General features: G+C 70.8%; 20 protein-coding genes. 14 read left to right on the top strand and 6 right to left on the bottom strand.

The annotated features are described in order from the left end of the window. Nucleotides 1–54: 54 nt before the first annotated feature. Nucleotides 55–1,290 (bottom strand): glycosyltransferase 87 family protein, encoded by a 1,236-nt coding sequence (locus tag ACFWYS_RS19495; RefSeq protein ID WP_384770043.1) that lies wholly within the window; start codon nt 1,288–1,290, stop codon nt 55–57. A 119-nt stretch (nt 1,291–1,409) separates the two neighbouring features. Between ACFWYS_RS19495 and ACFWYS_RS19490 the strand changes: the two genes are divergently transcribed. Both ACFWYS_RS19490 and ACFWYS_RS19485 read left to right on the top strand, forming a co-directional pair. After that, complete coding sequence (locus tag ACFWYS_RS19490; protein WP_384770040.1) at nt 1,410–2,552, top strand: glycosyltransferase family 4 protein; 1,143 nt, start codon at nt 1,410–1,412, stop codon at nt 2,550–2,552. A 199-nt stretch (nt 2,553–2,751) separates the two neighbouring features. Then, complete coding sequence (locus tag ACFWYS_RS19485; RefSeq protein WP_384770037.1) at nt 2,752–4,338, top strand: GMC oxidoreductase; 1,587 nt, start codon at nt 2,752–2,754, stop codon at nt 4,336–4,338. Between the two features lie 24 nt (nt 4,339–4,362). Here ACFWYS_RS19485 and ACFWYS_RS19480 read toward each other — a convergent pair whose 3' ends face one another. Further along, a complete protein-coding gene (locus ACFWYS_RS19480; protein ID WP_384770034.1) occupies nt 4,363–6,159 on the bottom strand; it encodes an AMP-dependent synthetase/ligase in 1,797 nt (598 codons plus the stop codon). A 296-nt stretch (nt 6,160–6,455) separates the two neighbouring features. On the opposite strand from ACFWYS_RS19480, the gene ACFWYS_RS19475 reads away from it, so the two are divergent. From ACFWYS_RS19475 to ACFWYS_RS19450, 6 genes are all read left to right on the top strand, one after another. Then, nucleotides 6,456–7,253: a metallophosphoesterase gene (locus tag ACFWYS_RS19475; protein ID WP_384770031.1), complete on the top strand. Its 798-nt coding sequence runs from the start codon at nt 6,456–6,458 to the stop codon at nt 7,251–7,253. Nucleotides 7,254–7,453: 200 nt separating this feature from the next. Beyond that, nucleotides 7,454–7,894 carry an SRPBCC family protein gene (locus ACFWYS_RS19470; RefSeq protein ID WP_384770028.1) on the top strand — a complete coding sequence of 147 codons (441 nt, stop codon included), beginning with the start codon at nt 7,454–7,456 and terminating at the stop codon, nt 7,892–7,894. A gap of 75 nt (nt 7,895–7,969) precedes the next feature. After that, nucleotides 7,970–9,145, top strand: coding sequence for an ArsA family ATPase (locus ACFWYS_RS19465; protein ID WP_384770025.1), 1,176 nt, complete (start codon nt 7,970–7,972; stop codon nt 9,143–9,145). A 57-nt stretch (nt 9,146–9,202) separates the two neighbouring features. Further along, nucleotides 9,203–9,697 carry a DUF5304 domain-containing protein gene (locus tag ACFWYS_RS19460; RefSeq protein ID WP_384770023.1) on the top strand — a complete coding sequence of 165 codons (495 nt, stop codon included), beginning with the start codon at nt 9,203–9,205 and terminating at the stop codon, nt 9,695–9,697. A 114-nt stretch (nt 9,698–9,811) separates the two neighbouring features. After that, nucleotides 9,812–10,765: an ROK family glucokinase gene (locus tag ACFWYS_RS19455; protein ID WP_384770020.1), complete on the top strand. Its 954-nt coding sequence runs from the start codon at nt 9,812–9,814 to the stop codon at nt 10,763–10,765. Nucleotides 10,766–10,893: 128 nt separating this feature from the next. Beyond that, entirely contained in the window at nt 10,894–11,643 is a 750-nt protein-coding gene (locus ACFWYS_RS19450) for an endonuclease/exonuclease/phosphatase family protein (protein ID WP_384770017.1), read from the top strand. Nucleotide 11,644: 1 nt separating this feature from the next. Here ACFWYS_RS19450 and ACFWYS_RS19445 read toward each other — a convergent pair whose 3' ends face one another. Beyond that, nucleotides 11,645–12,328 (bottom strand): hypothetical protein, encoded by a 684-nt coding sequence (locus tag ACFWYS_RS19445; protein WP_384770014.1) that lies wholly within the window; start codon nt 12,326–12,328, stop codon nt 11,645–11,647. Continuing rightward, nucleotides 12,321–13,100, bottom strand: a complete 780-nt coding sequence (locus ACFWYS_RS19440; protein ID WP_384770011.1) for an alpha/beta hydrolase — start codon at nt 13,098–13,100, stop codon at nt 12,321–12,323. Before ACFWYS_RS19440 ends, ACFWYS_RS19445 begins: the two co-directional genes overlap by 8 nt. 171 nt (nt 13,101–13,271) lie before the next feature. Between ACFWYS_RS19440 and ACFWYS_RS19435 the strand changes: the two genes are divergently transcribed. The 5 genes from ACFWYS_RS19435 to ACFWYS_RS19415 all read left to right on the top strand — a co-directional run bounded on the left by ACFWYS_RS19435 (nt 13,272) and on the right by ACFWYS_RS19415 (nt 18,260). Beyond that, entirely contained in the window at nt 13,272–14,006 is a 735-nt protein-coding gene (locus ACFWYS_RS19435) for a lysophospholipid acyltransferase family protein (RefSeq protein WP_384770184.1), read from the top strand. 45 nt (nt 14,007–14,051) lie between these two features. Beyond that, nucleotides 14,052–15,281 carry a MacS family sensor histidine kinase gene (macS, locus tag ACFWYS_RS19430; RefSeq protein ID WP_384770009.1) on the top strand — a complete coding sequence of 410 codons (1,230 nt, stop codon included), beginning with the start codon at nt 14,052–14,054 and terminating at the stop codon, nt 15,279–15,281. After that, nucleotides 15,278–15,970, top strand: a complete 693-nt coding sequence (locus ACFWYS_RS19425; RefSeq protein WP_384770006.1) for a response regulator — start codon at nt 15,278–15,280, stop codon at nt 15,968–15,970. The genes macS and ACFWYS_RS19425 overlap by 4 nt, the downstream gene beginning before the upstream one ends. A 169-nt stretch (nt 15,971–16,139) precedes the next feature. Continuing rightward, a complete protein-coding gene (locus ACFWYS_RS19420) occupies nt 16,140–17,168 on the top strand; it encodes a 6-phosphofructokinase (protein ID WP_384770003.1) in 1,029 nt (342 codons plus the stop codon). 96 nt (nt 17,169–17,264) lie between these two features. After that, complete coding sequence (locus ACFWYS_RS19415) at nt 17,265–18,260, top strand: 2-hydroxyacid dehydrogenase (RefSeq protein WP_384770001.1); 996 nt, start codon at nt 17,265–17,267, stop codon at nt 18,258–18,260. On the opposite strand, the gene ACFWYS_RS19410 is transcribed toward ACFWYS_RS19415, so the two are convergent. Together ACFWYS_RS19410 and ACFWYS_RS19405 are read right to left on the bottom strand one after the other, a co-directional pair. Beyond that, nucleotides 18,212–20,104: an anthranilate synthase family protein gene (locus ACFWYS_RS19410; protein ID WP_384769998.1), complete on the bottom strand. Its 1,893-nt coding sequence runs from the start codon at nt 20,102–20,104 to the stop codon at nt 18,212–18,214. The two genes, ACFWYS_RS19415 and ACFWYS_RS19410, sit on opposite strands and share 49 nt — an antisense overlap. A 93-nt stretch (nt 20,105–20,197) precedes the next feature. Beyond that, a complete protein-coding gene (locus ACFWYS_RS19405) occupies nt 20,198–20,260 on the bottom strand; it encodes a trp operon leader peptide (RefSeq protein ID WP_384770181.1) in 63 nt (20 codons plus the stop codon). Between the two features lie 102 nt (nt 20,261–20,362). Between ACFWYS_RS19405 and ACFWYS_RS19400 the strand changes: the two genes are divergently transcribed. Continuing rightward, complete coding sequence (locus ACFWYS_RS19400; protein WP_384769996.1) at nt 20,363–21,715, top strand: class II 3-deoxy-7-phosphoheptulonate synthase; 1,353 nt, start codon at nt 20,363–20,365, stop codon at nt 21,713–21,715. Nucleotides 21,716–21,849 lie beyond the last annotated feature (134 nt).

Raw genomic sequence — 21,849 nt, 5'->3', positions numbered from 1 at the left:
CTCCATGGGCGTGCGGTGCGCGGCGGTGCTGGTGTCGCTGCGCACGGCCCGGGGTCAGGAGGGCAGCGACGTCTCCTTGGCGCGGGTCGTCTGAGCCGGTACGGGGAGTGGGGTGGTGCGGGGCACCGTCGAGCGCCAGAGTGCGCGGGCCGCGAGGAGTGTGGCGAGGACCAGCAGGCCGTTGCGCAGGGACAGCAGGGTGACGCCGAGGGCGTCGCTGGCGACGACGTGCGCGAACCAGACCGGGAACTCCAGGACCGTCACGAAGCACGCCGCCAGGACGAGCGCGACGGGGAGCCGCATCCGGCTGCCGCGGAAGCACAGGCACACCGCCGCCAGACCGACCAGCCACACCATGTACTGCGGGCTGATCACCCGGCTCGTCGTCACGAACATCAGCACCGCCACGAAGGCCGCGTCCGCGAGCGTGTGCGACCCGAACCGCCTCGCCCGCAGCCGCCACAGCAGCAGCCAGCCGAAGGCGAGCCCGCTCAGCACCAGCGCGGCCGTGCTGACGACGTCGACATACGGGCCGAGGAACTCCACCGAGCCGTAGTTCAGCAGCACCTGGCCGTCCCAGCCGTACTGCCGGGCCACATGGAAGACCAGCGCGCCCAGCGACTCCACCTCGGTGCCGCGGTCGCGCTGGAAGGTCAGGAAGGCGAAGGCGCCGGGCATGGTGAGGGCGAACCCCGCCGCCAGGACGCCTGCGGTCAGCGCGGCCCAGCCCCAGGCGGCGCGCCTGCGGGCCGCGACCAGCAGCAGCACCGGCCACACCTTCAGCATCGCCGCGAAGGCCGTCAGCGCACCCATCAGCCGGGGATGCCGGGCGCCCGCGAGCAGCGCGGCCACGGCGACGGCGGTGACCATCACGTCGTAGCGGGCGTACACGGTCGGGCCGAGCAGCGGTACGCCCGCCACCCACACCCAGGCCCCGCGCAGGGAGCGGCCCGGGCGCAGGCCGGCGTACAGCAGGAGCAGCAGGACGGCGAGGTCGGCGGCGAAACAGAGGACGAAGAACGCCGACGGGTAGTCCAGCCAGAACACCAGCCCGGGGGAGAGGACCGGGAGGGCCGCGGCGGGCGGGTACTGCCAGGTGACGTCGTCCAGCGGGAACGTCCCGGTGCGCAGCACCTCGTACCAGGCCTGGTAGATCACCGACACGTCGCTGGTGACGTCCGGGCCGGGGAAGACGTACACCTTGAACACGAAGAGCAGCAGTACCGCTCTGGTCAGACCCCAGACACCCAGCAGCCACGCCAGGGACCGCCGCCCGCCCGTCGTCTCCACCGGATCCCCTGCCGTTCGCACACCGCCTTCATGGACATGATGTCCTGTCCAGCTGTGAGCAGGCCATAAGCGTGGCCGAGCCCCGGCTGTGAACGGCGGCTTCGATAAAGTCGGCGGCGATGCACAAGACCCTGATCGTGACCAACGACTTCCCGCCCCGCCCCGGCGGCATCCAGGCCTTCCTGCACAACATGGCGCTGCGCCTCGACCCGGAGCGGCTGGTCGTCTACGCCTCCACCTGGAAGCGCGGCCACGAGGGCACCGAGGCCACCGCCGCCTTCGACGCCGAGCAGCCCTTCACGGTCGTACGGGACCGTACGACGATGCTGCTGCCGACGCCCGGGGCGACCCGGCGGGCGGTGGGCCTGCTGCGCGAGCACGGCTGCACGTCGGTCTGGTTCGGTGCCGCGGCCCCGCTCGGCCTGATGGCCCCGGCACTGCGCAAGGCGGGCGCCCGGCGCCTTGTCGCCACGACCCACGGCCACGAGGCGGGCTGGGCCCAGCTGCCCGCCTCCCGGCAGCTGCTCCGCCGGATCGGCGAGTCGACGGACACGATCACCTACCTCGGCGAGTACACGCGCTCACGCATCGCCACCGCCCTGACCCCGCAGGCGGCCTCGCGGATGGTGCAACTGCCACCGGGGGTGGATGAGAAGACCTTCCATCCCGGGTCGGGGGGCGACGAGGTCCGGGCGCGGCTGGGGCTGACGGACCGGCCGGTCGTCGTCTGCGTCTCCCGTCTGGTCCGCCGCAAGGGCCAGGACACCCTGATCCAGGCCATGCCCCGCGTCCTGTCCGCCGAGCCGGACACCGTGCTGCTGATCGTCGGGGGCGGCCCCTACGAGCAGGACCTGCGGCGGCTGGCGCACGAGACGGGCGTCGCCGACTCGGTCCGCTTCACCGGCCCGGTGCCCTGGTCCGAGCTGCCCGCCCACTACGGCGCCGGCGACGTCTTCGCGATGCCGTGCCGGACGAGGCGGCGGGGGCTCGACGTGGAGGGCCTCGGCATCGTCTACCTGGAGGCGTCGGCGACGGGCCTGCCGGTGGTCGCGGGTGACTCGGGCGGCGCCCCGGACGCCGTACTGGACGGCGAGACGGGGTGGGTGGTGGGAGGCGGCTCCCCCGAGGAGGCCGCCGACCGCATCGTCACACTCCTGGGAGACGCCGAGCTGCGCCGGAGGATGGGGGAGCGGGGCAGGGAATGGGTCGAGGAGAAGTGGCGCTGGGACCTGCTGGCGGAGAACTTGAAAAAGCTGCTGTAGGACAACGCCCTCAGGGGCGCGGGGAACTGCGCGATCAACCACCAACAACCCGCAGACGCCAACGACGATTACCCGGCAGCCCAGATGGCACACGGTTCAACCGGCGGAGCCACTAGGCGGAACCCAATAATCCGCCCATGCTGCGCACATGACATCAAACCTGATGCAGCGTCAGCTGACAAGACGTCAAATCCTGGGAATGGCGGCCCTCCAAACCGCCGCCACCCTCGGCTTCACCCGCATCGGCCTCAAGTCGGCCCAGTCCGCCGAGCCCGACGCAGTCGAATCCGCCCCCGCCATAGTCATCGGCTCCGGCTACGGCGGCGCCGTAGCCGCCCTCCGCCTCGGCCAGGCAGGCATCCGCACGCTCGTCCTGGAGATGGGCCGCCTCTGGAACACCCCCGGCCCCGACGGGAGGATCTTCTGCTCCACCGCCGCCCCCGACCGGCGCTCCATGTGGTTCCGCACCCGCACCGAGGCCCCGCTCGCCACCTTCCTGTGGCTGGACGTCGTCAACAAGGACATCAGCCCCTACCCGGGCGTCCTGGACCGGGTCCGCTACGCCGACATGTCCGTCTACGTCGGCCGGGGCGTCGGCGGCGGCTCCCTGGTCAACGGCGGCATGGCCGTCACCCCGCTCCAGTCCTACTTCGCCGAGCAGTTCCCCACCGTGGACACCGCGGAGATGTACGGCACGTACTTCCCGCGAGCCCGCTCCATGCTGGGCGTCAACACCATCGACCCCGCGTGGTTCGAGTCGACCGAGTGGTACCGGTTCACGCGGATCTCCCGCAAGCACGCCGCCAACGCCGGCCTCAGGACGACCTTCGTGCCCAACGTCTACGACTTCGACCATATGCAGCGCGAGGCCGCCGGCACGGCGACCAGGTCCGCGCTCGGCCAGGAGGTCATCTACGGCAACAACCACGGCAAGCGCACCCTCGACAAGACGTACCTCGCCTCCGCGCTCGGCACCGGGAACGTCACCATCCACACCCTGGAGCGGGTGAGGTCGATCAGCAGGGCCGCCGACGGGACGTACGTCCTGACCGCCGACCGGATCGACGACACCGGCACCGTCGTGGAGACCAAGGAGTACGGCTGCAGGTACCTCTTCCTCGGAGGCGGCAGCATCGGAACGACCGAACTCCTCGTCCGCGCCCGGGAGTCGGGCACCCTGCCCGCCCTGGACGCCAGCGTCGGCACCGGGTGGGGGACCAACGGCAACGTGATGCTCGGGCGGGCCAACCACCTGTGGGACACCGTCGGGGCCAACCAGTCGACCATGCCGGTCATGGGCATCGACGACTGGGCCAACACCGCCAACCCCGTCTTCGCCGAGATCGCGCCCCTGCCGACGGGGCTGGAGCACTGGGTCAGCCTCTATCTGGCGATCACCAAGAACCCCGAGCGCGCGTCGTTCTCGTACGACTCGGCAAGCGGGGCCGTACGGCTCGGGTGGAGCGCCGCGCAGAGTGCCGTGTCGGTGGGCATGGCGAAGAAGCTGTTCGACCGGATCAACGCGGCCAACGCCACGATCTACCGGTACGACCTGTTCGGCTCCGGCAGCAAGGTCTTCGCCGACGACTTCACCTACCACCCGCTCGGCGGCTGTGTGCTGGGGCGGGCGACCGACAACTACGGCCGGGTGAAGGGGTATTCACGGCTCTACGTCACCGACGGCTCGCTCGTGCCCGGGTCGATCGGGGTGAACCCGTTCGTGACGATCACCGCACTCGCCGAACGCACGATGGCGCGGGTCCTCGTGGAGGACACCGCGCCATAGTCGTCGTACGAGCCGCTTGACTGGCTACTTCTGGTAGATCGCCTCGATCTCGTCCGCGAAGTCCTTCGCCACGACGTTGCGCTTGAGCTTCAGCGACGGCGTCAGATGGCCCGACTCCTCCGTGAACTGGGAGGGCAGAATGCGGAACTTCCGCACCGATTCCGCCTTCGACACCGCGGCGTTGCCGTCGTCGATCGCGGCCTGGATCGCAGCGTCCAGGTCCGCGTCCCCGGCCAGCGACGCCGCGGTGGCATCCGCGGGCTTGCCGTGCTCGGCGGCCCAACGGCCCAGGAACTCCTCGTCGATGGTGACCAGCGCGCCCACGAACGGCCGCCCGTCGCCCACCACCATGCACTCCGCGACCAGTGCGTGCGCCCGGATACGGTCCTCGATCACGGCCGGCGCGACGTTCTTGCCGCCCGCGGTGACGATGATCTCCTTCTTGCGGCCGGTGATCCTGAGGTAGCCGTCCTCGTCGAGGGTGCCGATGTCACCGGTGTGGAACCAGCCGTCGGCCAGCGCCTCCTCGGTCGCGCCCGGGTTGTTCCAGTACTCCTTGAACAGGTGCTCGCCGTGCAGCAGCACCTCACCGTCGTCCGCGATCCGCACCACCGAGCCCGGCAGCGGCTGACCGACCGTGCCGATCTTCTGCCGGTCCCAGGGGTTGAACGCGGTGGCGGCACAGGACTCGGTCAGGCCGTAGCCCTCCAGGACCGTGAAGCCGATGCCGCGGAAGAAGTGGCCGAGGCGCTCACCCAGCGGGGCGCCGCCGGAGATGGCGTACTCGCCACGGCCGCCGAGCACCGCGCGCAGCTTGCTGTACACCAGCTTGTCGAAGACCTTGTGCTTGATCTTCAGGCCGACCGACGGACCGGACGGAGTGTCCAGCGCCTTGCTGTAGGCGATCGCGGTGTCCGCCGCCTTGTCGAAGATCTTGCCCTTGCCGTCGGCCTGCGCCTTGGCGCGCGCCGAGTTGTAGACCTTCTCGAAGACGCGCGGCACACCCAGGATCAGCGTCGGGCGGAACGCGGCCAGCTCGTCGGTGAGGTCCTTGATGTCCGGGACGGTGCCCAGCTTGATCGGCGCCATCATCGGAGCGATCTGCACCAGCCGGCCGAAGACATGCGCCAGCGGCAGGAAGAGCAGCACGGAGCACTCACCGGTGCGGAACAGCGGCCGCAGGCGCTCCACGATGTTCCCGCACTCCGCGAAGAAGCTGCGGTGGGTGAGGACACAGCCCTTGGGGCGCCCGGTGGTGCCGGACGTGTACACGATCGTCGCCGGGTCGTCGGCCTTCGCCAGCGAGCTGCGCTCCTCGACCGTGGCGTCGCTGATGTCCTGGCCCAGCCGGCCCAGCTCCTCGACACCGCCGGCCTCGATCTGCCAGACGTGCTTCAGCGCGGGCAGCCGGTCGCGCACCGACTCGACGGCGGCCGTGTGGTTGTCCAGCTCCGTGATCACCGCGGTGGCACCAGAGTCACTGAGGATCCACTGCACCTGCTCCGGGGAGCTGGTCTCGTACACCGGCACGGTGACCGCGCCCGCCGACCAGATCGCGAAGTCGAGCAGGGTCCACTCGTAGCGGGTGCGGGACATCAGGCCGACCCGGTCGCCCGGCCGGACCCCGGCGGCGACGAGCCCCTTCGCGGCCGCGCGCACCTCGGCGAGGAAGGCGGTGGCCGTCACGTCCTGCCAGACACCGTCGACCTTGCGGGCGATGACGGCGACGTCCGGGTGCTGCGCGGCGTTTCTGCGGACGATGTCGGTCAGATTGCCGTCCGCAGGGACCTCGTACAAAGCCGGAAGGCTGAACTCGCGCAAGACTGCTGCTCCTCATAGGGCGCCGGCGCCACGACGTTGTGTGATGCGACGGTGCGGTCCAAGGCTCGGGCAAGTGCTCTTGGATTCACATGTTGAAATCCAGAGCACGACTGGACCGACCGGACGTTACCCGCCGGTATGGCTTCTTCGACAGGGGGTCCCGGCGAGATGTTCGCTGCGTCACACGGATTGGTGTTTCTGCGCGCAGAGTAGTCGAGCTGTCTGACGACTGGCCAGTAACCATCGGTCCCGCCGCCACTGTTCACGTATGCCGCACACGCCTACCCTTGATCGCCATGGCACCGACACCGAGGGGAAACCGCAGGACACGCGTCCATGTGGTCAGCGATGTGCACGGCAACGTCCGCGACCTGGCCAGGGCCGGCGAGGGCGCCGACGCCCTGATCTGCCTGGGCGACCTGGTGCTCTTCCTGGACTACGCCGACCACTCGCGCGGCATCTTCCCCGACCTGTTCGGCGTGGAGAACGCCGACCGCATCGTCGAGCTGCGCACCGCCCGGCGCTTCGAGGAGGCGCGGGAGTTCGGGGCGCTGCTGTGGGCCGGGATCGGCTCGGATCGGCGCGCGGTGATCGAGAAGGCGGTGCGCAAGCAATACGCCGAGATGTTCGCGGCGCTCCCGACCCCGACGTACGCCACCTACGGCAATGTCGACATGCCGCCCCTGTGGCCGGAGTACGCCGGGCCGGGGACGACGGTGCTGGACGGGGAGCGGGTGGAGATCGGCGGCTGGACCTTCGGCTTCGTGGGCGGCGGCCTGCGCACCCCGATGCGCACCCCCTACGAGATCAGCGACGAGGAGTACGCGGCGAAGATCGAGGCCGTCGGCGAGGTGGACGTGCTGTGCACCCACATTCCGCCGGAGGTTCCGGAGTTGGTGTACGACGTGGTGGCGCGGCGCTTCGAGCGGGGGAGCCGGGCGCTGCTGGAGGCGATTCGCCGTACTCGCCCTCGCTACTCCCTTTTCGGTCATGTCCATCAGCCGCTGGTCCGGCGGATGCGGATCGGCGCGACGGAGTGCGTGAACGTGGGGCACTTCGCGGGATCCGGGAAGCCATGGGCGCTGGAATGGTGAGCGGGTCCGGGGCCGGTCAGGGCTCCTGAGGGGTTCCGGCCGAGGGGCTGGTGGGGGTCCGGCGGGGGTCCGGTGGGCGGTTTCGCGACGACGGCGCAGGTGGGGGTGAACTCGGCCGGTCGGGCGCGCGGTAGCCTTCACGCTGCACACGCGTGCGCATCACGACTTCTTAGCGGCCCGCATCTGGAGGAGCCCCGGCGATGGCGGAACACACCAGTTCGAGCATCACGATCGAGGCGGCACCGGCCGACGTCATGGGGGTGATCGCCGACTTCGCCCGTTACCCGGACTGGACCGGTGAGGTGAAGGAGGCGGAGGTGCTCAAGACCGACGCCGAGGGCCGCGCCGAGCAGGTCCGTCTCGTCATGGACGCCGGCGCGATCAAGGACGACCAGGTGCTGGGGTACACCTGGACCGGCGAGAACGAGGTGTCCTGGACGCTGGTGAAGTCCCAGATGCTGCGCTCGCTCGACGGCACGTACCTCCTCAAGCCGGCCGGGGCGGGTGCCACCGAGGTCACCTACCGGCTGACGGTCGACGTCAAGATCCCGATGCTGGGGATGATCAAGCGGAAGGCCGAGAAGGTCATCATCGACCGGGCGCTGGCGGGCCTGAAGAAGCGGGTGGAGTCGGGCAAGTAGGGCCTGTCCGCCCAGCGCCCGCGCCGGGTACCTGCCAACCGGGCCGAACTTCGGCGTCCGTTACCGTTCACCCCCATGCGCACCATCCTGATCACGGGCCCCGGCGGCAGCGGCCGTACCACCGTCGCCGCCGCCACCGCGCTGACGGCGGCGAGTGGTGGCACCCGCACCCTCGTCCTCAGCGCCGACCGCACCGACACCCTGGGCGCGGCGCTCGGCACGAGGACCGGTGCCGCCCCCGTCCCCGTCGCCCCGAACCTCACCGCCTGGCGGCCCGACGCCGCCACCGGGTTCCGGGACGATCTCGCCGCCTTCCAGGAGCGTGCCGCCTCCGCGCTTGAGCTTCTCGGCGCCTCCCGGCTCGACCCGGAGGAGGTCACTCCGCTCCCCGGTGCCGAGGAGCTCGCGCTCCTGCGGGCGCTGCGGGATGCCGCGCTGGCCGAGGCGCACGAACTGCTCGTCGTCGACCTGCCGGCCACCCCGCAGGCGCTCGCCCTGCTGTCCCTCCCCGAGGAGCTGCGCCGCTATCTGCGTCGGCTGCTGCCGCCCGAACGGCAGGCCGCGCGGGCGCTGCGGCCCGTCCTGGGGCGGCTCGCCGGGGTTCCGATGCCCGCGGAGTGGCTGTACGAGACCGCGACCCGCTGGGACGTCGAGCTCGCCGCCGTGGCGGCCGTCGTCGCCGACAAGGAGACCGTCGTACGGCTCGTCGCCGAACCCGGCCCCGGCGGCGCCGACGCCGTGCGTGCCGCCGGACTCGCCCTCGCCCTGCGCGGTCTGCGCCCCGACCTGCTGATCGCCAACCGGGTCCTGCCGGAGACCGAGGCGGCGGCCGGGAGCTGGCTCGCCGGGCCCGTCGCCCAGCAGCGCAAGGCCGTCGAGGCGTGGGAGGAGGCGTACGACGTCCGCCACGTCGCCCATCTCGGGCGGGACCCCCGCGGCGCCGACGATCTCGCCGCCCTCGCCGTGCCCGCCGTCAACGGCACGTCGTCCACCGTCGAGTGGCCCGTCACCGACCGGCTCGCCGAGGACGGCGTCCTCGTCTGGCACATCCCCCTGCCCGGGGCGGTACGGGACGAGCTCGACCTCATCCGGCGCGGCGACGAACTCGTCCTCACCGCGGGGCAGTTCCGGCGTATCGTGCCGCTGCCGTCCGCCCTGCGCCGATGCGCCGTGGACGGCGCCGCACTGCGCGACGGCGAGCTGCGGATCCGGTTCGCGCCGGATCCGGATCTCTGGCCGAGGACCCGGTGAAGCAGGCACGGCCGTTCGGGTAACGTCGTAGAGACGAACCGTAGTCAGGAGTCCGTCATGAGCGAAGAGCTCCCCCCGTCCGACGCCACTGACCGGCAGGCCGACGACGAGGTACGGGCGACCGACGCCGACGCCTGGGCGACGGCGTGCGCCGAGGACCTCGCGGCGGAGAAGGCCCGCCGCCGCACCCAGTACGGCCCGCCGCCGGGCTCGGCCGCCGAGGAACTGCGCAAGCTCGTCGACGCCGTCGCGGACAAGCTCTCGACCATCCAGTCCCCGCTGCTCGGCGCGGTCGCCGGACCGGCCGCCCAGCAGGTGGTCAAGCAGGTCGTGGAGCAGGCCAAGGCCGCCGTCGAGCCCGTCATCGAGCGCAACCCGGACGTCTTCGACCACCTGGCCGCCGCCGGCAACGAGATTCTCGCCGCGTACCGCTCCGCGGTGCAGAACCAGGAGCGGCGCTGGACCACCGGGGACAGCGGCGATCACGACCTGGACGAGCGGCGGGACCGGGGCGACGACGCAGGCCCCGGAGAGCGCATCGACCTGGACTGAACGCGGTACGACTCCCTCCCGGAGGCCCTGTCCGCCCGCCGGACGACGCGAACCCGGCAACGGGGCCTCGGGTACGGTTGGCCGTAGCGGGGCTCGACCGAAACTGAGGGATTCATGGGACTCACCATCGGCGTCGATATCGGCGGCACGAAGATCGCGGCCGGCGTGGTCGATGAGGAAGGCAACATCCTCTCGACCCACAAGGTGCCGACCCCGGGCACGCCCGAGGGAATCGTGGACGCCATCGCCACCGCGGTGGAGGGCGCGCGCGCCGGGCACGAGATCGTCGGCGTGGGCATCGGTGCCGCCGGATACGTCAACCGGCAGCGCGCGGAGGTCTACTTCGCCCCCAACATCGACTGGCGCAACGAGCCTCTGAAGCAGAAGGTCGAGGCCCGCGTGGGTCTCCCGGTCGTCGTGGAGAACGACGCCAACGCCGCCGCCTGGGGCGAGTACAAGTTCGGCGCGGGCAAGGGCCACCGCAACGTCATCTGCATCACCCTCGGCACCGGCCTCGGCGGCGGCATCATCATCGGCAACAAGCTGCGCCGCGGCCACTACGGCGTCGCCGCCGAGTTCGGCCACATCCGTATGGTGCCGGACGGCCTGCTGTGCGGCTGCGGCAGCCAGGGCTGCTGGGAGCAGTACGCCTCCGGGCGCGCCCTCGTCAGATACGCCAAGCAGCGCGCCAACGCCACCCCCGAGAACGCCGAGATCCTGCTCGGCATGGGCGACGGCAGCCCCGAGGGCATCGAGGGCAAGCACATCTCCATGGCCGCCCGCCAGGGCGACCCGGTCGCCGTCGACTCCTACCGCGAACTCGCCCGCTGGGCCGGCGCCGGCCTCGCCGACCTCGCCTCCCTCTTCGACCCCTCCGCCTTCATCGTCGGCGGCGGCCTCTCCGACGAGGGCGAACTCGTCCTCGACCCGATCCGCAAGTCCTACAAGCGCTGGCTGGTGGGCGGCAACTGGCGCCCGGTCGCCGACGTCATCGCGGCCCAGCTCGGCAACAAGGCGGGGTTGGTCGGTGCCGCGGACCTGGCCCGGGAGCCCGACCCGATCATGTAGCGGCCACTTCTCGGGGCGCGGTGACTGCATGTCCCTCAGGGGCGCGGGGAACTGCGCGACCAGCCACAACGAACCGGCAGTCGCGCACACACCCTGCGCCCCTCCCCGTTGGGCGTAGATTGATCCACATGGCGTTCCTCCCGAACTCCCTCACAGAGCCCGACGGTTCGGCCACCATCCGCGTCCTGAGCTACAACATCCGCTCGATGCGCGACGACACAGCCGCCCTCGCCCGCATCATCAGCGCCTGCGACCCCGACCTGGTCCTCATCCAGGAAGCCCCCCGTTTCTTCCGCTGGCGCAAGAAACTCGCCCGCCTGGCCCGCGCAGCGAACCTCGTCACCCTCACCGGCGGCGCCACCGCGGCCGGCCCCGCGATCCTCTGCAACCTCCGTGCCACCGTCGAGCGCACCGAGGATGTACTCCTCCCGCTCACCCCCGGCCTCCACCGACGCGGTTTCGCCACCGCGGTGGTCCACTTCGGCGGCGCCCGCATCGGCGTACTGAGCTGCCATCTCTCCCTGGAGAAACACGAGCGCCACGAGCAGGGCGGCATGCTGCTGGACCGCCTCGCCGGCCTCGACACCCCGCACGCCATCGCGGGCGGCGACCTCAACGAGCGCCCCACCGGCCCGACTTTCCAGCGCCTCGCCGGTCACCTCCAGGACTGCCGGGCCACCGTCCCCTGGGGCGGCGAGCACACCTGGATCCAGGACGAGCCCCACCGCCGTATCGACGCGATCTTCGCCACCGAGGGCATCGAGGTGCTCGGCTGCGGTGTCCCCCTCGGCCAGCCCGGTGTGACGCAGACAGACCTGAGGGCGGCCACGGACCACCTTCCGGTCCTGGCCGCCCTCAGGCTTCCCGCAGCTCAGTAGGTCAGACGACGGCACCCCGGCCGGGATCGTCGTCGTCCTCGTCGTCCGTCTTCATCCGCATCACCAGCGTGGCGAACCCGCCCAGGAACCCGCCGATGCCCAGCGTGGCCAGCCACCAGGTCATGTCCCAGCTGAACACGACGGCGAGCAGCAGCAGGACCGGCCCGCCGATCACCCCGAGCCAGGCGAACTTCGCGGTCGCGTCGGCGGCGGGCAGCGGCGGCGGCTCCGGCGGTACGAAGTGGCCCTCGTCGTCACCGTCGAAGTCGTCCTCGGACGGCTCGGGCGCGCTGTAGTCACGCGGGCCGACGCCGGGGGCGAAGGCGATGGAGCTGCCCAGCGGCCTGACCGGCTCGTCCTCCTTGGGCTCCCCGGCCTTGTCGGCCCGGTCTACCTTGTCGGCCTGCTCGCTCTTCTCCCGCTGCCCGGCCTTCGGGCCGCCGGGCCGGTCGTCCGTCTCGCCGCCTGTCTCGTCGTCCGTCCCGTCGTTGGTGCCGGACTCCAGCAGCGCCAGGTCTTCCACCGACTTGAACGGCTTCGCGCCCGGCGGGTCCGGCGGCTCGTCGCCGTACCCGGCGACGATCGCGGCCCAGGCGGCGTCCTCGTCGAACGGCACGTGCTGCTCTTCCGGCTCGCGATCATCGCGGTCCTCGCGCCTCTCGCGGTCGGAGTCGTGCTCAGCCACCTGTGGTCGTCCCTTCCTTGCCCACGCCGGTTGCGAGCCGGTCGATGAAGCCGAGGCTCTCCTTGAAGATCCGGTCCGCGTCATGGTCCAACGTCGCCACATGGCAGCTCTGTTCCAGCACGATCTCCGTTACGTCCGTGGACGACACCCTGCTCAGGATCCGGGCCGAGTCCGCCGGTGGCACGACGTGGTCCCGCGCGCTGCGCAGAAGCAGCAGCGGCTGGGTGACCTGCGGCAGCTCACCGTCGACCAGGCGGAGGAAGTTCCGCAGGGAGTGGGCCGCGTGCAGCGGCACCCGGTCGTACCCGAGCTCGACGGCGCCCTCCTTCGCGATGTCGCTGGCGATCCCCTTCGTCGTACGGACCAAGTGGCGGGACACCGGAAGGGTGTACGCGGACAGGCCGTGCACCTTGTTCGCCGGGTTGACGACCAGTACGCCGGCCACGTCCTCCCCGTGCTTCGCGGCGAGCCGCAGGGCGAGGGCGCCGCCCATGGACAGGCCGGCCACGAAGACCCGCTCGCAGCGGTCGCGCAGGATGCGCAGGGCGCGGTCCACCTCGGCGTACCAGTCCTGCCAGCCGGTGAGTGCCATGTCCTCCCAGCGGGTGCCGTGCCCCGGCAGCAGCGGCAGCGAGACGGTGAGCCCGCGCTCGGCGAGAGACTCGGCCCAGGGGCGCAGCGACTGGGGGGAACCGGTGAAGCCATGGCAGAGGAGGACCCCGACCTCCCCGCCCTCGTGGCGGTACGGCTCGGCTCCAGGAAGGACCGGCACCTTACGGTCTCCTGTTCGTGAAAGGGATCGGTAAAGGGATCGATACAGCCAGGTGTGCTTCACCGTACGCGACCGCACTGACACCGACCAGGGCCGTCGAACTCTTTGACAGTGCTCCGGGTTAAGGTCTGATCGACAGACACAGGAGGCACGAGGTTGTTGTACGGCGCTATGAAGGTGGCCATCGGGGGACCGCTCAAGGTCGCCTTCAGGCCCTGGGTGGAAGGCCTGGAGAACGTTCCCGCCGAGGGTGCCGCGATCCTCGCCAGCAACCACCTCTCCTTCTCCGACTCGTTCTTCCTGCCCGCGGTCCTCGACCGCAAGGTGACCTTCATCGCGAAGGCCGAATACTTCACCACCCCGGGCGTCAAGGGCCGGCTGACGGCGGCGTTCTTCAAGGGCGTCGGCCAGCTGCCGGTGGACCGCTCCGGGGCGCGCGGCGCGGGCGAGGCGGCCATCAAGAGCGGCATAGACGTCCTGGAGCGCGGCGAGCTGTTCGGGATCTACCCGGAGGGCACGCGCTCGCCCGACGGCCGGCTCTACCGGGGCAAGCCCGGCGGCCTCGCGCGCGTGGCGCTCGCCACCGGGGCGCCGGTCATCCCGGTCGCCATGATCGACACGGAGAAGATCCAGCCGCCGGGGAAGGTCATGCCCAAGCTCATGCGGCCGGGCATCCGGATCGGCAAGCCCCTGGACTTCAGCCGGTACCAGGGCATGGAGCACGACCGGTTCGTGCTCCGCGCGGTGACCGACGAGGTCATGTACGAGATCATGAAGCTCTCCGGCCAGGAGTACGTCGACATGTACGCGACCGCCGCCAAGCGGCAGATCGCGGAGGCGGCGAAGGCCGACAAGGAACAGACGAAGAAGACGAAGAAGGCGGACGACGAGCGGTCCGGGGCCTAGGCCGGGCAGTCTGGGCCTGGGTTTCCCGAACAGGGGGGTGGGGGCATGGCCGAGCGTGAGCGGGTCATGAGGATGTCCGTCGAGCAGCCGCTGTGGCGCGCGCTCGCCGGCTACCGAGTGCTGACCATGGTGTACGCCATCGGGCTCTTCATCAGCGCCTACCACGAGGTCGCCCGCCCCTGGGTGTCCATCGCCTACCTCGCCGTCCTGGCCGTGTGGACGCTGGCCACCCTGCCCTGCGTCGCGAACGCGGCGAGCTGCACCAAGCGCTTCCTCACCGCGGACCTCACCATCGCCCTGGCCGGCATCCTGCTCACCCGCCTCGCCGAGACGCACGAGCGGATCGACGCAGGCGCCCCGACCCTGCCGTCGATATGGACGGCGGGCGCCGTGCTCGCCTTCGCCATCAAGGGCGGTTGGCGCTGGGCCGCGTTCGCCTCCACGCTGGTCGCCGCCGCCAACCTGGTCCACCGCTCCGGCGTGCCCACCCGCGACACCGTCCACATGGTGCTGCTCGTCTGGATCGCCTCCATCGCCATCGGCTACGTCGTGGAGGTCGCCCGCGCCTCCGAGCGCACCCTCGCCCGCGCCCTGGAGATCGAGGCGGCGACCCGTGAGCGGGAGCGGCTCGCCCGGGACATCCACGACAGCGTGCTCCAGGTGCTGGCGATGGTGCAGCGGCGCGGTGCCGTCATCGGCGGCGAGGCGGCCGAGCTGGGCCGGATGGCCGGTGAGCAGGAGGTGGCGCTGCGCACGCTGGTCTCGGGCGGCCTCGTGCCCGTGCCGCGGGTGTCGCAGGAGGCCGCCGAGGGCGCCGTCGTACGGGCCGTGGACGAGCCGGACGACTCCGACGGCCCCGTCGATCTCCGCGCGCTGCTCGCCCCGTACGCCGGCTCGAAGGTCAGTCTCGCCGAGCCCGGTGCTCCGGTGCCCGTGGCGCCGGTAGCCGCGCGGGAGCTGGCCGCGGCCGTGGGGGCGGCCCTGGACAATGTGCGTCGGCATGCGGGGGAGCACGCGCGTGCGTGGATCCTCGTCGAGGACGAGCCCGGCGAGGTGATCGTCACCGTGCGGGACGACGGACCCGGCATTCCCGAGGGCCGGCTCGCGCAGGCCGAGGGCGAGGGGCGGCTCGGCGTCGCCCTGTCGATCCGGGGGCGGCTGCGGGACCTCGGCGGCTCCGCCGAGCTGATCTCGGTGCCGGGGCAGGGCACCGAGGTGGAACTGAAGGTACCGAAGGACAGCAGCGCTTCACGGGGGAAGGCGGAGCAGCGATGACGGACACCGCGAGCGGACGGCAGGGCCCGATCAAGGTCATGGTGGTCGACGACCACCCGATGTGGCGCGACGCGGTCGCCCGTGACCTCGGCGAGTCCGGCTTCGACGTGGTCGCCACCGCGGGCGACGGCGACCAGGCCGTACGCCGCGCGAAGGCCGCCGCCCCCGACGTCCTGGTGCTCGACCTCAACCTGCCCGCCAAGCCCGGCGTCCAGGTCTGCAAGGAGCTGGTGGCCCACAACCCGGCGCTGCGCGTCCTCGTCCTGTCCGCGAGCGGCGAGCACGCCGACGTACTCGAAGCCGTGAAGTCAGGCGCCACCGGCTATCTGCTGAAGTCGGCGTCCACGGAAGAGCTGCTGGACGCGGTGCGCCGTACGGCCGTCGGCGACCCGGTGTTCACGCCGGGCCTGGCCGGACTGGTCCTCGGCGAGTACCGCCGCCTCGCCTCCGAGCCGGTACCCGCCGCCTCCGACGCCGACCAGCCGGGGGCCCCGCAGCTCACCGACCGTGAGACGGAGGTGCTGCGGCTCGTCGCCAAGGGCCTGAGCTACAAGCAGATCGCCGAACGCCTGGTCATCTCCCACCGCACGGTCCAGAACCACGTGCAGAACACGCTCGGCAAGCTTCAGCTGCACAACCGCGTGGAGCTGGTGCGCTACGCGATCGAGCGTGGCCTCGACGACGAGTGACGCGCCGCCTCGCCGTCTTGTCGGCGAGTGATCCCTCCGCCGTCTCCTTGACGGCGCGTAAACCGAACACCCGGCCATTCACCGGAATTGCCGTTCCGACCCATCCCGTTGTGACCTGGCTCACCATTAGCGTGGCCTCACCAGGCAACCGCGGCGAAGGGACATTTCCATGCGGGTCGGAGTACTGACCGGAGGCGGCGACTGCCCCGGTCTCAACGCCGTCATCCGGGCCGTCGTCCGCAAGGGCGTACAGGAATACGGCTATGACTTCGTCGGCTTCCGGGACGGCTGGCGGGGTCCACTGGAGAACGACACCGTTCGTCTCGACATCCCCGCCGTGCGCGGCATCCTGCCCCGCGGCGGCACCATCCTCGGCTCCTCGCGCACCAACCCCCTGAAGCAGGAGGACGGCATCCGGCGCATCAAGGAGAACCTCGCCAAGCAGGAGGTCGAGGCGCTCATCGCCATCGGCGGCGAGGACACCCTCGGCGTCGCCGCCCGGCTCTCCGACGAGTACGGCGTGCCCTGTGTCGGCGTGCCGAAGACCATCGACAACGACCTGTCCGCCACCGACTACACCTTCGGTTTCGACACCGCCGTAGGCATCGCGACCGAGGCCATCGACCGGCTGCACACCACCGCCGAATCCCATATGCGGGTCCTCGTCTGCGAGGTGATGGGCCGTCACGCCGGCTGGATCGCCATCCACTCCGGGCTCGCCGGCGGCGCCAACGTCATCCTCATCCCCGAGCAGCGCTTCGACGTCGACAAGGTCTGCGCCTGGATCACCTCCCGATTCAAGGCGTCGTACGCCCCGATCGTGGTCGTCGCCGAGGGCGCCATGCCCAAGGACGGCGACATGGTGCTGAAGGACGAGTCGCTGGACTCCTTCGGGCACGTCCGGCTCTCCGGCGTCGGCGAGTGGCTGGCCAAGGAGATCGAGAGGCGGACGGGGAAGGAGGCCCGTACGACGGTTCTCGGGCACATCCAGCGCGGCGGTACTCCGAGCGCCTTCGACCGCTGGCTCGCCACCCGCTTCGGGCTGCACGCCATCGAGGCGGTCCGCGACGGGGACTTCGGCAAGATGGTCGCGCTGCGCGGCACGGACATCGTCCGCGTCCCGATCGCGGAGGCGACGGCCAAGCTGAAGACGGTCGATCCGAAGCTGTACGAGGAGGTCGGGGTCTTCTTCGGCTGACCCGTTCGACGGTCCTTTCGATGGCCGCTTTCCTTCCGGCGGCACGGGGTTGTGGGCCGTATATTCGGCCCATAACCCTACGAAAAGGGAGCAGTCTTGGAGATCCTGGCCTTCGGCGTGCAGGCGGACGAGAAGCCCCTGGTCGAGCGGGCCTTCCAGGGCCACCACGAGGTGCGCTGCCTGGACGTCTTCCTCAACGAGGACACCGCCCCGATCGCCACCGGCTACGAGGTCGTCTGCACCAGCGTCAACTGCGACCTCGGCCACCGCGTCCTGCAGACCCTCGCGGCCGGCGGCACCCAGATGGTCGCCCAGCGCTCCACCGGCTTCAACAACATCGACCTCCAGGTCGCCGAGCGCCTCGCCATGACGGTCGCCCGGGTCTCGTACTACTCGCCGTACTCCGTGGCCGAGTTCGCCTGGACCCTCGCCATGGCGGTCAACCGCCGTGTCGTGCGCGCCTCCACGCGCACGCGTGACTTCGACTTCCGCCTCGACGGCCTGATGGGCCGCGACCTGCACGGCCGCACCGTGGGCGTCCTCGGCACCGGCAAGATCGGCGAGGCCTTCGCCCGCATCGCCCACGGCTTCGGCATGAACCTGCTCGGCTGGGACATCGCCGAGAACCCCGTCTGTGTGCAGCTCGGCATGCGCTACGTCCCCAAGGACCAGCTCCTCGCCGAGTCCGACCTGGTCAGCCTGCACGTCCCGCTGCTGCCGGAGACCCGGAACCTGATCGACGCCGGTGCGCTCAAGGCCATGAAGGACGACGCGATCCTGATCAACTCCAGCCGGGGCGGCCTCATCGACTCCGCGGCCCTCGTCGCCGAGCTGCGCGAGGGCCGCTTCACGGGCGTCGGCCTCGATGTGTACGAGGCGGAGGCGGGCCTGTTCTTCCTCGACAAGTCCCTCCAGGCCATCGAGGACGACACCCTGGCCCGCCTCGTCACCTTCCCGAACGTCCTGGTCACCTCGCACCAGGCGTACTACACCCGGGAAGCCGTCGGCCAGATCGTCGAGGCCACGCTGAAGAACGTCCTCGACTACAAGGCGGGCCGCCGCTCCGAGAACGTGCTCGTGCCGCGCAGCTGACCCACCAGATCGCGTACGACCGCGGCGCCGTTCAGGGTGAGGATCGACTCGGGATGGAACTGGACGCCGGCAAAGCCCGGTCCGCGTACGGCGTGCACCTCCCCGTTGCCGGACCGGCTGACCTCGATGCCGTGCTCGGCCAGCTCGGCGGACGCCTCGTCGTCGCAGCGCGCCACGAAGCTGTTGTAGAAGCCGACCGTCTCCGGCAGCCCGAACAGGTCGATCGTCGTCTGGGCGCCTTGGTAGGGCACTTCCTTCCGTACGATCTCCAGCCCCAGCTCGGCCGCGACCAGCTCATGGCCGAGGCAGACGCCGAGCACGCCGTGCCGGTGGCCGCGCAGGACCTCGGCGGTGAGGTCGCGCAGGAAGCGCATCTTGGGGTCGGTGAGGTCGGAGGGATCACCGGGGCCGGGGCCCAGCACGACCGGTCCCTCGTGCGCGAGCACCGCCTCCCGCAGCCCGTCCTCGTCGTAGCGCCGGACGGTCACCTCAAGCCCGCTCGACCGCAGCACATGCGCCAGCATCGCCGTGAAGGTGTCCTCGCCGTCGACGACCAGGGCGTGTCCGGTGAGCTCCGCGCCCTTCCTGGGGGCTTCCTGCATCCGCAGCCAGAACGGCGCCAGGGAGGCCCGGCGCCCGTCGAGCGCGGCACGCACGCGTGGGTCGTCGGCGAGAGGTACGCGCGCGTGCTGCTCCGCACGCGGCCGGGACGGCCGTACGCCCAGGGCGGCCAGCACACCCGCCGCCTTCGCATGGGTCTCGGCGACCTCGCTCGCCGGGTCCGACCCGCGCACCAGCGTGGCGCCGACCGGCACCCGCAGCCCGCCGTCCGCGTCGATGTCGGCGGTGCGGATGAGGATGGGGGAGTCGAGGGTCTGGGCGCCGCCGGAGTCCCGGCCGATCAGGGCGAGCGCACCCGCGTAGTACCCGCGCCCGCCGACCTCGTGCCGCTCGATCACCCGGCACGCGTTCTGCACGGGCGACCCGGTCACGGTGGCCGCGAACATGGTCTCCTTCAGGACCTCCCGCACATCCAGCGAGGACTTCCCGCGCAGCTCGTACTCGGTGTGCGCGAGGTGCGCCATCTCCTTCAGCCGCGGCCCGACCACGACCCCGCCCATGTCGCCGACGGTGCACATCATCTTGAGCTCCTCGTCGACGACCATCGACAGCTCCTCGATCTCCTTGCCGTCGGCGAGGAAGTCGAGCAGGTGCTCGGGAGTGGGCCCCTCCGCGGGATAGCGGTACGTCCCGCTGATCGGGTTCATGACGACGGTGCCGCCCGACATCCGCACATGCACCTCGGGGCTCGCCCCGACCAGCGTCCGCTCCCCGGTGTGCACGACGAACGTCCAGTAGGCGCCCCGCTCGCCCTCAAGAAGCCGCCGGAACAGCGCGAGCGCGTCGGCCCGGCCGAACCCCGGGATCTGCCCCTCATATGTCCGCCGGATCACGAAGTTCGCGCCCTCGCCCCGCCCGATCTCCTCCCGCAGCACGCGTCCGACGATCTCCGCGTACTCCTCGTCGGCCACATCGAATCCACCTCCCTCGACGCGCACCTCGTGGGACGGAAGCTGGTCCAGGGCGTCGGCGAGCGGGATCTCGTACGACTCCTCGGGGGTCAGCACCGTCAGCGGCGTGCCGTCGTCGCGGACGTCGAAGCCGCGCTCACGGATCTGCCGGAAGGGGACCAGCGCCAGGCCCTCGTCGGGGAGGTCGGCGAGGCGGTCGCAGGCGGCGACCGGGCCGATCAGGACCTCGACCGTCTCCTGGTCATGGCCCGGGGTGCGGCGTCGCAGGAGGGCGAACGGGCGGGGATCGTCGAGCAGGTCGAGCAGACGCATGGGTCCGTTTCCTTGTCGCTGGGAGGAACGGACCCCGGGAAACGCCGAAGGCCGCCCCTCGGGCGGCCTTCGCGAAGTCTTTCGTACGCGCAGTCAGTGGGCCGCCGGATGAGCGGTCCACCACCAGTTCTGGATCTGGGTCGAGTGCGCGAACATGCGAGGCACCTTACCCCAAGGGCGGTGTCCGGGTCGTGTACTCCGTGTCTCAATTGCTGGGCATGGGGCAGGACGCCCGACACGACCCCGTAATGTTGAGGCGTGACCGTGAACGCTAAGACCAGCGCGAGCGCTGGCAACACCTGGCGAGATCTGCCCGCGGCGCAGCAGCCCGAGTACCCCGACACCGAGGCTCTGCGCGCAGTCGTTGCGGAGCTGGAGTCGTATCCGCCGCTCGTCTTCGCGGGCGAGTGCGACCAGCTGCGCGCCCGGATGGCGGCCGTCGCCAAGGGAGAGGCGTTCCTCCTCCAGGGCGGCGACTGCGCCGAGGCCTTCGACGCCGTGTCCGCCGACCACATCCGCAACAAGCTCAAGACCCTGCTCCAGATGGGCGCCGTGCTGACGTACGCCGCCTCGGTGCCGGTCGTCAAGGTCGGCCGGATCGCCGGCCAGTACTCCAAGCCGCGCTCCAAGCCGACCGAGACCCGCGACGGGGTGACCCTGCCGACCTACCGCGGCGACTCCGTCAACGGCTTCGACTTCACCGAGGCCGCCCGCATCCCGGACCCCGAGCGCCTGAAGCGGATGTACAACGCGTCCGCGTCCACGCTCAACCTGGTGCGCGCCTTCACCACCGGCGGCTACGCCGACCTGCGCCAGGTGCACGCCTGGAACCAGGACTTCGTGAAGTCGTCCCCGTCCGGCCAGCGCTACGAGCAGCTCGCGCGCGAGATCGACAACGCGCTGAACTTCATGCACGCCTGCGGGACCGACCCGGAGGAGTTCAAGACGGTCGAGTTCTTCTCCTCGCACGAGGCGCTGCTGCTCGACTACGAGTCCGCGCTGACCCGCGTCGACTCCCGCACCGGCCAGCTGTACGACGTCTCCGGGCACATGGTGTGGATCGGTGAGCGCACCCGGCAGCTGGACGGCGCGCACATCGAGTTCGCCTCGAAGATCCGCAACCCGATCGGCATCAAGCTCGGCCCGACGACGACGGCCGAGGAGGCGCTGCAGTACATCGACCGCCTGGACCCGGAGCGTGAGCCGGGCCGGCTGACCTTCATCGTCCGTATGGGCGCCGACAAGATCCGGGACAAGCTCCCCGAGCTGGTCGAGAAGGTCACCGCCTCCGGCGCCACCGTGGCCTGGGTGACCGACCCGATGCACGGCAACACCTTCGAGGCGGCCTCCGGTCACAAGACCCGCCGCTTCGACGATGTGCTCGACGAGGTCAAGGGCTTCTTCGAGGTCCACAAGTCGCTGGGCACCCACCCGGGCGGCATCCACGTGGAGCTCACCGGCGACGACGTCACCGAGTGCGTGGGCGGCGGCGACGAGATCTTCGTCGACGATCTGCACCAGCGTTACGAGACGGCCTGCGACCCGCGGCTCAACCGCAGTCAGTCGCTCGACCTGGCGTTCCTCGTCGCGGAGATGTACAGGGACCAGTGACGGGGTCACCTGTTACAGGGGCGTGAGTGGGGGGGGGGGGGGGGTTTGATGAGTAGTTCGTCTAAACATGACTCACTAGGTGTGTTGGTGTCTTTATGGGTTTATGAGACTGAGAGGGGGTGTGTCGGTCGATG

It is taken from the genome of Streptomyces sp. NPDC059010 (genome assembly GCF_042740355.1).
In the GTDB taxonomy this organism is placed as follows: domain Bacteria; phylum Actinomycetota; class Actinomycetes; order Streptomycetales; family Streptomycetaceae; genus Streptomyces.
The sequence above is the reverse complement of the archived record's forward strand: the minus strand, read 5'-3'. Positions and strand labels throughout refer to the sequence as shown.

Bases quoted from the DNA above. Each gene is read 5' to 3' on its own strand.
- ACFWYS_RS19490 (WP_384770040.1), top strand. From the start codon at position 1,410: ATGCACAAGACCCTGATCGTGACCAACGACTTCCCGCCCCGCCCCGGC.
- ACFWYS_RS19485 (WP_384770037.1), top strand. From the start codon at position 2,752: ATGGCGGCCCTCCAAACCGCCGCCACCCTCGGCTTCACCCGCATCGGC.
- ACFWYS_RS19475 (WP_384770031.1), top strand. From the start codon at position 6,456: ATGGCACCGACACCGAGGGGAAACCGCAGGACACGCGTCCATGTGGTC.
- ACFWYS_RS19470 (WP_384770028.1), top strand. From the start codon at position 7,454: ATGGCGGAACACACCAGTTCGAGCATCACGATCGAGGCGGCACCGGCC.
- ACFWYS_RS19465 (WP_384770025.1), top strand. From the start codon at position 7,970: ATGCGCACCATCCTGATCACGGGCCCCGGCGGCAGCGGCCGTACCACC.
- ACFWYS_RS19460 (WP_384770023.1), top strand. From the start codon at position 9,203: ATGAGCGAAGAGCTCCCCCCGTCCGACGCCACTGACCGGCAGGCCGAC.
- ACFWYS_RS19455 (WP_384770020.1), top strand. From the start codon at position 9,812: ATGGGACTCACCATCGGCGTCGATATCGGCGGCACGAAGATCGCGGCC.
- ACFWYS_RS19450 (WP_384770017.1), top strand. From the start codon at position 10,894: ATGGCGTTCCTCCCGAACTCCCTCACAGAGCCCGACGGTTCGGCCACC.
- ACFWYS_RS19435 (WP_384770184.1), top strand. From the start codon at position 13,272: ATGAAGGTGGCCATCGGGGGACCGCTCAAGGTCGCCTTCAGGCCCTGG.
- macS (WP_384770009.1), top strand. From the start codon at position 14,052: ATGGCCGAGCGTGAGCGGGTCATGAGGATGTCCGTCGAGCAGCCGCTG.
- ACFWYS_RS19425 (WP_384770006.1), top strand. From the start codon at position 15,278: ATGACGGACACCGCGAGCGGACGGCAGGGCCCGATCAAGGTCATGGTG.
- ACFWYS_RS19420 (WP_384770003.1), top strand. From the start codon at position 16,140: ATGCGGGTCGGAGTACTGACCGGAGGCGGCGACTGCCCCGGTCTCAAC.
- ACFWYS_RS19410 (WP_384769998.1), bottom strand. From the start codon at position 20,104: ATGCGTCTGCTCGACCTGCTCGACGATCCCCGCCCGTTCGCCCTCCTG.